Genomic DNA, 9186 nt, shown 5'->3' with positions numbered 1-9186 from the left:
TCAAAGCTTTGCGAGACTTGTCGAATGCGGATGAGCGAGTTCTGGCAACTGGTCGAGGAGGAGTTCGGCGACGGTTACGGTCGCGTCCTGGTCGACTCGCATGTGCTCGGCGAACTCGGCTACCGCACCGGCGCGGACGCGCTCGCCGACGGTGCGCACCCCAAACATGTCTGGCGGGCGCTGTGCATCGAGATGGACGTGCCGAAGGAGCGCTGGCTCGGCCGCGACAAACCGATCCGTGAGGGTGGCCGCGCCGACTGAGTGGACTGCTTCGTCCGCAGCCGGCCGCGCGACACGCGGGAATCATCTTCGTACGCGTGTTCGACCTCGTGGCGTAGGGTTGTGCACAGGTGCCGAGCCAAGGTCACTTCGTCCACAGGCGTGCGGATGGGAGCGGTGGTTGTCGGTGGTGGCACCTAGCGTCTGACCTCATCCGAACACACACGCAGGTTCCGGACGGTCGCCGGTAGGCGCGTTCACCACGAGATTCAATGAGGAGCACCGCTCATGGCAGCAGCAACAGGCACCCGGCTCGACCCCACCGACAACTCGCACAAGATCAAGTCGCTCGACGCCGTCATGGCCCAGATCGAGAAGGCCCACGGCAAGGGCTCGGTCATGCGCCTCGGCGACGACATCCGTCCGCCGATCGAGGTCATCCCGACCGGTTCGATCGCACTCGATGTCGCGCTCGGCATCGGCGGTCTGCCCCGCGGTCGCGTGGTGGAGGTCTACGGCCCGGAGTCCTCCGGTAAGACGACGGTCGCGCTGCACGCGGTGGCGAACGCGCAGAAGAACGGCGGTATCGCCGCCTTCATCGACGCCGAGCACGCGCTCGACCCCGAGTACGCCAAGAAGCTCGGCGTCGACATCGACTCGCTCCTGGTCAGCCAGCCCGACACCGGTGAGCAGGCGCTTGAGATCGCCGACATGCTGATCCGCTCCGGTTCGCTCGACATCATCGTCATCGACTCCGTCGCGGCGCTCGTGCCGCGCGCCGAGATCGAGGGCGAGATGGGCGACAGCCACGTGGGTCTGCAGGCCCGCCTGATGAGCCAAGCGCTGCGCAAGATCACCGGTGCCCTCAACAACACCGGCACCACCGCGATCTTCATCAACCAGTTGCGCGAGAAGATCGGCGTCATGTTCGGCTCGCCCGAGACCACCACGGGTGGAAAGGCGCTGAAGTTCTACGCGTCCGTTCGCCTCGACGTGCGTCGCATCGAGACCCTGAAGGACGGCACGGACGCAGTCGGTAACCGCACGCGCGTCAAGGTCGTCAAGAACAAGGTGTCGCCGCCGTTCAAGCAGGCCGAGTTCGACATCCTCTACGGCCAGGGCATTTCCCGAGAGGGTGGGCTGATCGACATGGGTGTCGAGCAGGGCTTCGTCCGCAAGGCCGGCGCCTGGTACACCTACGACGGTGACCAATTGGGGCAGGGCAAGGAGAACGCTCGCAACTTCCTCAAGGACAACCCCGACATGACCGACGAGTTGGAGCGCAAGATCAAGGAGAAGCTCGGCGTCGGTCCGAGGACCGAGGAAGAAGCCGAGTCGGTTGCCGAGCCGGTCGACCTGACCGCCGGCACCGGTAAGCCCGGCAAACCGGTGCTCAAGGACGTCTCGGTCGACTTCTGATCGGTTCGATGAATCCTTTCGACCGACAGTCGAGTCCGCCGGATTTCGTTGATCCGGCGGACTCGGCCGCATCGGTACCCGTCGATGAAACTCCTCGGGGTGAAACGTCGCCCGACGACACCGAATCGCCTGCACGCGGTCCGCGGCAACGACGAAGAGGCGGACATCGCCGGCGCGGTGCCGGCGGCGACCAGGAGCGCCGACGACAGGCGCCCGCTCCCGAACAAGACCCGGACGCCAACCCGTACGACGTCGCGAAGACGATCGTGCTGCGTCAGCTCACGATGGCCCCGCGCAGCCGGAAACAGTTGGCCGACAAGCTTGCTCAGCGCGGGTGCGACGAAGACATCGCGAACGCGGTCCTCGACCGGATGACCGAGGTAGGGCTGATCGACGACGAAGCCTACGCCCGGATGCTGGTGCGTTCGCAACAGGCCGGCCGTGGCCTCGCCAAACGTGCGCTCGCCCAGGAACTGCGCAAGAAGGGCGTGGATGACGAGATCACCCGAGCCACGTTGGACGAGGTCGATCCCGAGGAGGAGAAGGAGCGCGCCCGCGCGCTCGTCGCCAAGAAGATGCGTTCGATGCACGGGCTGGAAGCCACCGTGCAGACCAGACGGTTGGCCGGCATGCTCGCCCGCAAGGGCTACTCCTCGTCGATCTCCTGGGCAGTGATCCGTGAGGCGATCGCCACGGCGCCCGAGCATGAGCGCGACTGAGTTCGCCGGGATGCGCGCGTCGGGCACGCTCGTGTGGAGAACTCGAACGCGACCGAGGGAACGCCTCTAACCTCGCGCCATGCGAGTCCGGAACCCCAGCGCCTGGATCTGTTCGGCGGTGGCCACACCGACGCTGGGATTCGGCCCCACCCCGCTGACGCCGTACCCTTGATCGGTCATGACGAACGCGGCGAAGACCTACGAAGTGCGCACCCACGGGTGCCAGATGAACGTCCACGATTCCGAACGGATCAGTGGCCTGCTGGAGTCCGCGGGCTACGTCGACGTTGCGTCGGTGTCGTCCGACACTCGTCCCGATGTCCCCGACGTCGTCGTCTTCAACACCTGCGCCGTCCGCGAGAACGCCGACAACAAGTTGTACGGATCGCTCGGCCACCTGCGTCCGTGGAAGGACATCAACCCCGACCTGCAGATCGCCGTCGGTGGTTGTCTGGCCCAGAAGGATCGTGCCTCCATCGTCGATCGCGCGCCCTGGGTGGACGTGGTCTTCGGCACCCACAACGTCGGCGCGCTGCCGGTGCTGTTGGAACGCGCCCGGCACAACGCCGAGGCCCAGGTCGAGATCCTCGAATCGCTCGAGACCTTCCCCTCCACGTTGCCGACACGCCGCGATTCCGCGTACAGCGGTTGGGTGTCGATCTCGGTCGGCTGCAACAACACCTGCACCTTCTGCATCGTCCCTGCCCTGCGCGGCAAGGAAAAGGACCGCCGTCCGGGCGAGATCCTCGCCGAGATCCAGGCGCTGGTCGATCAGGGGGTCGTCGAGATCACCCTGCTCGGGCAGAACGTCAACAGTTACGGCGTGGAATTCGGTGACCGTCAGGCGTTCAGCAAGTTGCTGCGTTCCTGCGGCGACATCGAAGGGCTCGAGCGAGTGCGGTTCACCTCACCGCACCCGGCGGCCTTCACCGACGACGTCATCGATGCCATGGCCGAGACCCCGAATGTCATGCCGTCGTTGCATATGCCGCTCCAGTCGGGTTCGGACAAGGTGCTGCGTGAGATGAAGCGCTCGTACCGATCGGCGAAGTTCCTCGGCATCCTCGACCGGGTGCGCGACCGCATCCCACACGCTGCCATCACCACCGACATCATCGTCGGGTTCCCGGGCGAGACCGAGGCCGACTTCGAGGAGACGATGCGCGTCGTCCGCGAGGCCCGCTTTTCCTCGGCGTTCACCTTCCAGTACTCCATCCGGCCCGGCACGCCGGCTGCGACGATGCCCGAACAACTTCCGAAAGCCGTTGTGCAGCAACGGTTCGACCGGTTGCTGCAGTTGCAGGAGGAGATCTCCTGGGCGGAGAACCGCAAGATCGAGGGCCGCACCATCGAGGTGCTCGTCGCGCCGACCGAGGGACGCCGCGACAGCCGGACCGGGCGCATGTCCGGTCGCGCGGAGGACAACCGCCTGGTCCACTTCGCAGTGCCGACCGGGGAGGGCGCCGAGCTGCCGCGTCCGGGCGACTTCGCCACCGTCGACGTGACCTACGGTGCCGGGCACCACCTGATCGCCGACGGTGTGCTGGGCGGCGGAACGTTTTCCGTCCGCCGCTCCCGAGGAGGTGACGCGTGGGAGGCGTTGCAGGAAGGCAAGGCCGACGGCGCGACCGTCAAGCCCAAGGTCGCACTCGGCATGCCCTCGATCGGACAACCCGCACCCGTGCAGGTTCCTGCCTGCGGTATCGACTGACCCTTCGGGTTGTCGGTGCCGTACGGCACGGTGAGATACATGACTACTCCGAAGATCACCTTCCGCACCGTCGCCATCGACACTCCTGACCCGAACAAGCTCGCTCAGTTCTACTGCGATCTGACCGGCGGGAAGATTCTGCGGGCCGACGACGAATGGGTCGAGACCGAGCACAATGACGGCCACCGGCTGTCCTTCCAGCTCGCTACCGACTTCGTCGCCCCCACCTGGCCCGACCCGAAGGTGCCGCAGCAGATGCACCCCGACTTCTACGCCTGCGAGTACGGCCCCGCACACGAGCACGCGCTGTCGCTCGGGGCGAAGCTGCTCGAGGACGAATCGGGCCACGAAGGCTTCCGCGTGTACGCCGACCCGGACGGGCATCCGTTCTGCATCTGCCTCGACGGTTGACCCACCGCACCGCGACTCGACCCGTCCGCCGATGTCGCACCCACGAGGTGGACACTGGCAGGCGTGAGTTTTCAGGGGTACCGGCGCGGCGACGTCGGCTACCGCAACATCACCCTGGCTCTGTTCGCGGCCGGCATGGCGACCTTCGTGGCGATGTACTCGGCTCAGGCCGTCCTGCCGGAACTGTCGGACGAATTCTCCGTCGGCCCGGCGACCTCCGCTCTCGCGATCTCGGCCACCACCGGGTTGTTGGCGCTCGCGATCATCCCGGCCAGTGCGCTGTCCGAACGATTCGGACGCGTCCGGGTGATGGCCTTCGCAGCGCTGGCCTCCGCGCTGCTCGGATGCCTCATGCCGCTGGCAGCTTCGATGGAAGTCCTGTTGCTGCTGCGCGGCTTGCAAGGCCTGTGCCTCGCCGGGGTGCCCGCCACCGCGATGGCCTACCTCGCAGAGGAGGTCGACGCCGAACATCTCGGTAGCGCGATGGGGCGCTACATCGCAGGCACCACTGTCGGCGGTCTCAGCGGACGGGTGCTGGCCGCTCTCGTGCTGGACCACGCGAGTTGGCGATGGGCGCTCGAAGCAGCCGGTATCGCGGCCCTCGCGTTCACCGGGCTGTTCCTGTGGCGGGCGCCGGCGTCCCGGTTCTTCGTGCCACAACCTGTCGGTCTACGCGCGACCACTACGAATGTTGTCGGCCACCTGCACAACGCCCGCCTCGTCGCGTTGTACGTGACGGCGTTTGTGCTGATGGGTGGATTCGTCGCGGTCTACAACATGATCGGATTCCGTTTGAGCGCAGCACCGTTCGGACTGCCGCAGTCCGCCGTCGGGCTGGTGTTCCTGCTCTATCTGGCGGGTACGGTCTCGTCGGCCGCCGCGGGACGATTGGCCGACCGTTTCGGGCGCAAGACCGTCCTCGTCGTCGCTGAGCTGGTGGCGGTGATCGGACTACTGATCACGCTGCCGGCGAACCTGCCCGCCGTACTCGGGGGAGTCCTGCTGTTCACAGCAGGCTTCTTCGCAGCGCACTCGGTGGCCAGCGGTTGGGTCGGCGCAACCGCCGACGCACACCGCGCCGAGGCGAGCGCGCTCTATCTGTTCGCCTACTATCTCGGGAGTTCGGTGCTCGGCGCTCTGGCCGGTCTGTGGTTCGCGGCCGACGGCTGGGCGGGCGTCGTCGTCTACGTCGGCGTGCTGTTCGCGCTGGCGCTTGCACTGGCCGTGAACATTCCGTTGCTGCGAAGGCGACGCGCGGCTACTCGTGCGTCGGGCGTATCCTGATCCGCATGTCGAACACTTTCGCCCAGGGGTGGTGGCCGTCCTCCTAGGCGGCCGCGTCGACATACCCACTTCATTCGCGCCGCCTCGCACGAGGCGGCGTTTCGCATGCGCGAGCGTCTCGACGGGCGGGGCGGCTGTTTCGATCAGGAGCAGAACCATGTCAGACGAATCCTTCGAGGCCGCCCGGGTCCGCAGCAACACGGTGCAGGCGGTGATCGACGGTCCCGACTCACCGGCCCGCCGAAAGCTGCGGGTGCTCACCGGTGACCGACCGACGGGCCCGCTGCACGTCGGTCACTACCTCGCCAGCATCCGCAACCGGGTCGAGTTGCAGGACAAGGGAATCGACTCCTTCGTCATCATCGCCGACTACCAGGTGATCACCGACCGGGACGCCGTCGGTGAGTTGGGGACGAACGTCTTCGGCTGCGTCCTGGACTACCTCGCCGCCGGCATCGATCCGGCACGGACGACTATCTTCACCCACTCCGCGGTGCCTGCGCTCAACCAACTCATGCTGCCGTTCCTGTCGTTGGTGACCGACGGCGAACTTCGCCGGAACCCGACGGTGAAGGACGAACTCGCGGCCACCGACGGGCGTCCGATGTCCGGCCTGCTGTTGACCTATCCGGTGCACCAGGCGGCCGACATTCTCTTCTGCCATGGGAATGTGGTGCCGATCGGCAAGGACAACCTGCCGCACGTCGAGCAGACCCGGGTGATCGCACGTCGCTTCAACAACCGGTACGCCGGTGGCGAGACGGTGTTCGCCGAGCCGGACGCTCTGCTCACCGAATCGCCGCTGTTGCTCGGGCTGGACGGCACCAAGATGAGCAAGTCGAAAGGCAACACGATCACCCTCGCGATGACGGCGGACCAAACCGCTGCCGCCGTCCGGAAGGCACGCACCGATTCCGAGCGGGTGATCACCTACGAACCTGATCGCCGTCCCCAGGTTGCTTCGTTGTTGGAGATCGCCGCAGGGTTCGACGGTCGTGCGCCCGGTGAGCTCGCTGCGCAGATCGGGGACGCAGGTGCAGCCGGGCTGAAGAAGCTCGTCACCGATGCGGTCAACGAAGTACTTCGCGACCACCGTTCGCGCCGAGCCGAGTTGGCTGCCGATCCCGCGTACCTGCACACCGTGTTGCGTCAGGGGAACGAACAAGCGAACGCGGTGGCAGATGCCACGCTCGCGACGGTCCGTGCAGTGATGCGGATGAACTACTGACGGGTGCTCGGGTCCTCGCTCAGGAGTATGCGCGCAGTGCGTCCGCGATCATCCGATGACCCTGGGCTTCGAAGCCCTCGTCACGTACCTGGAAGGCCCAGGCGGCCGTGCCGATCGCCTCACGGATCAGCATGCGGTGCCACGCGTCCGGCTCGCGTGGATCGCCGCCGTACCCGTCGAGAAACGCGGTTTCGAGATCGCGACGCCCGACGAACTGCTGGGTCGCCAAGCGTGCGAAATCGCTTGCGGCAGGACGGTGCTCGGCGCGTCCGAAGTCGATGATCCGGATCGTGCTCTCGTCGTCCAGCCAGTTGCGCGGCTGCCAGTCACCGTGCGTCGGGACGAGGGTCACCGGGGGAGTCGGCCACGACGCAATGACTTCCCGCAGCCTTGTCTCGGCGATGGGCTCGATGCGGTGCGGCTTGTCGAGCCAGGCGAGGGCCTTCTTGCGTAGTGCTTCTTCGTATCCGATGTCGACCTGTGAAGTGCTGGAATGGATGCGGGCAAGGAGCGCGCCGGCCTGCCGGTAGGTCTCGGGCTTCGATTCGCTCGCCGTGTTCTCGACGAGTTGTCCGGGAAGGTAGTGGGTCACGAGCAGGCGTGCGTCGGCGTCCTCGTGGAGCAGCACGGGCGCGTGACCTGTCGACGCGAGCACGGGCACCCACTCGCGATGCGCTGCGATCTCTCGCACCAGGTGATGGTTGTCCTGGCCGGACGCCTTGATGATAACCCGTCGCCCATCTGCTGTGACGCCCTCCTGGACGACGGTGTCGACCAGCCCCCAGCTGTGGTCCCGGACGATCTCGATGCCGGGGCACCATGATTCAAGGAGCAGGTGCTGTTCGGCGCTGAGGGTCGACATGTCGGCCAGCCTACGAAGCGGCCGGAAGACTGGAGAATCCGCGCACCCTCGGTGGATCCCCGCACTTTGCAAAGGTGCGCGGATCACCGCAGGGTGCGCGGATTCTCGTCCCAGGGAGGTCAGTCGCCCTTCACATTGACGATCTGCCGCAGCGTGTGCCGCACCTCCACCAGGTCGGCGGCGTCCGCCATCACCTGGTCGATGTCCTTGTACGCCTGCGGGATCTCGTCGATGAACGCGTCGGTGTCCCGGTACTCGATGCCGACCATCGCCTCCTGGAGCTGCTCCCGGGTGAAGGTCTTGCGGGCCTTGCTTCGCGAGTACTCCCTGCCGGCACCGTGCGGGGAGCTGTTGAGTGACAACGGGTTTCCCTTGCCGACCACGACGTAGGACGCGGTGCCCATAGAGCCCGGGATCAGGCCCGGACGACCCGCCTCGGCGTTGATCGCACCCTTCCGGGACAACCAGACCTGCTTGCCGAAGTGGGTCTCCTGCTCGGTGTAGTTGTGGTGGCAGTTGATCCGTTCCTGCTGCTGCACCGGCACACCCATCCAGTACTCCAGCTGGGTGATCACCCGGTCCATCATCTCCTCCCGGTTCAGCAACGCGTAGTGCTGCGCCCACCGCAACTCCCGGATGTAGGCCCAGAACTCGTCCGTGCCCTCGACCAGGTATGCAAGGTCGTTGTCCGGCAACGAGATCCACCACTTCTGCGCCAACTGCTGGGCGACCTTGATGTGGTTTGACGCGATCTTGTTGCCGACGCCCCGCGAACCCGAGTGCAGGAACAGCCAGACCCGATCCTGCTCGTCCAGGCTCACCTCGATGAAATGGTTGCCAGAACCCAGCGAGCCCAGCTGCAGGTCCCACTTGCCGGCGTACTTCGCCGGGTCGAAACCTGCGTCCGTCGCCATGGCCGCGAGCTCTTCGACCCGTGCCTGGGTGTGCTCGCGCGAGATCTTCCGGTTGACGCCGCCCGCCGACAGCGGGATCGACCGCTCGATCTGCTTCCGCAGCTTCGACAGGTCACCCGCCATGTCGGCCTTGGTGAACTGGGCCCGCACCGCGATCATGCCGCAGCCGATGTCCACACCGACCGCCGCCGGGATGATCGCTGCCTGCGTCGGGATGACCGAACCGACGGTTGCTCCCCGGCCCAGGTGTGCGTCCGGCATCAGCGCGAGGTGCGGGAAGATGAAGGGCATCGACGCCGTAAGTTCTGCCTGCTCGCGCGTGTTGTTTTCCAGGATGCTTGCCCAGTTCCAGAGCCGCTCGTTGATCTTCTGCATGGTCGTACTCCCTTCGTTCTCATCCCACACTCATCAGGTGTGCG

Annotated in this window: 9 protein-coding genes; 7 read left to right on the top strand and 2 right to left on the bottom strand. The window is 66.1% G+C overall.

The features are described 5' to 3' along the window. The 7 genes from EU513_RS01840 to trpS all read left to right on the top strand — a co-directional run. Positions 1 to 261: DUF3046 domain-containing protein (locus tag EU513_RS01840; RefSeq protein WP_370447331.1), on the top strand; the 261-nt coding region annotated here is incomplete at its 5' end. Between the two features lie 246 nt (positions 262 to 507). Continuing rightward, a complete protein-coding gene (gene recA, locus EU513_RS01835; protein ID WP_168990095.1) occupies positions 508 to 1638 on the top strand; it encodes a recombinase RecA in 1131 nt (376 codons plus the stop codon). 8 nt (positions 1639 to 1646) lie between these two features. After that, entirely contained in the window at positions 1647 to 2357 is a 711-nt protein-coding gene (locus EU513_RS16240; RefSeq protein ID WP_129624125.1) for a regulatory protein RecX, read from the top strand. Positions 2358 to 2535: 178 nt separating this feature from the next. Continuing rightward, positions 2536 to 4068, top strand: coding sequence for a tRNA (N6-isopentenyl adenosine(37)-C2)-methylthiotransferase MiaB (gene miaB / locus EU513_RS01825; protein ID WP_129624124.1), 1533 nt, complete (start codon positions 2536 to 2538; stop codon positions 4066 to 4068). Between the two features lie 39 nt (positions 4069 to 4107). Further along, entirely contained in the window at positions 4108 to 4479 is a 372-nt protein-coding gene (locus EU513_RS01820) for a VOC family protein (RefSeq protein WP_129624123.1), read from the top strand. 63 nt (positions 4480 to 4542) lie between these two features. Next, positions 4543 to 5763, top strand: a complete 1221-nt coding sequence (locus tag EU513_RS01815) for an MFS transporter (protein WP_240795874.1) — start codon at positions 4543 to 4545, stop codon at positions 5761 to 5763. 157 nt (positions 5764 to 5920) lie between these two features. Next, positions 5921 to 6991, top strand: coding sequence for a tryptophan--tRNA ligase (gene trpS, locus EU513_RS01810; protein ID WP_129624122.1), 1071 nt, complete (start codon positions 5921 to 5923; stop codon positions 6989 to 6991). A 19-nt stretch (positions 6992 to 7010) separates the two neighbouring features. Here trpS and EU513_RS01805 read toward each other — a convergent pair whose 3' ends face one another. Both EU513_RS01805 and EU513_RS01800 read right to left on the bottom strand, forming a co-directional pair. Continuing rightward, positions 7011 to 7853: a phosphotransferase enzyme family protein gene (locus EU513_RS01805; RefSeq protein ID WP_129624121.1), complete on the bottom strand. Its 843-nt coding sequence runs from the start codon at positions 7851 to 7853 to the stop codon at positions 7011 to 7013. A 119-nt stretch (positions 7854 to 7972) separates the two neighbouring features. After that, entirely contained in the window at positions 7973 to 9142 is a 1170-nt protein-coding gene (locus EU513_RS01800; protein ID WP_129624120.1) for an RtcB family protein, read from the bottom strand. Between the last annotated feature and the right edge of the window lie 44 nt (positions 9143 to 9186).

It is taken from the genome of Yimella sp. RIT 621 (assembly GCF_004146205.1).
In the GTDB taxonomy this organism is placed as follows: Bacteria; Actinomycetota; Actinomycetes; order Actinomycetales; family Dermatophilaceae; genus Yimella; species Yimella lutea.
The sequence above is the reverse complement of the archived record's forward strand: the minus strand, read 5'-3'. Positions and strand labels throughout refer to the sequence as shown.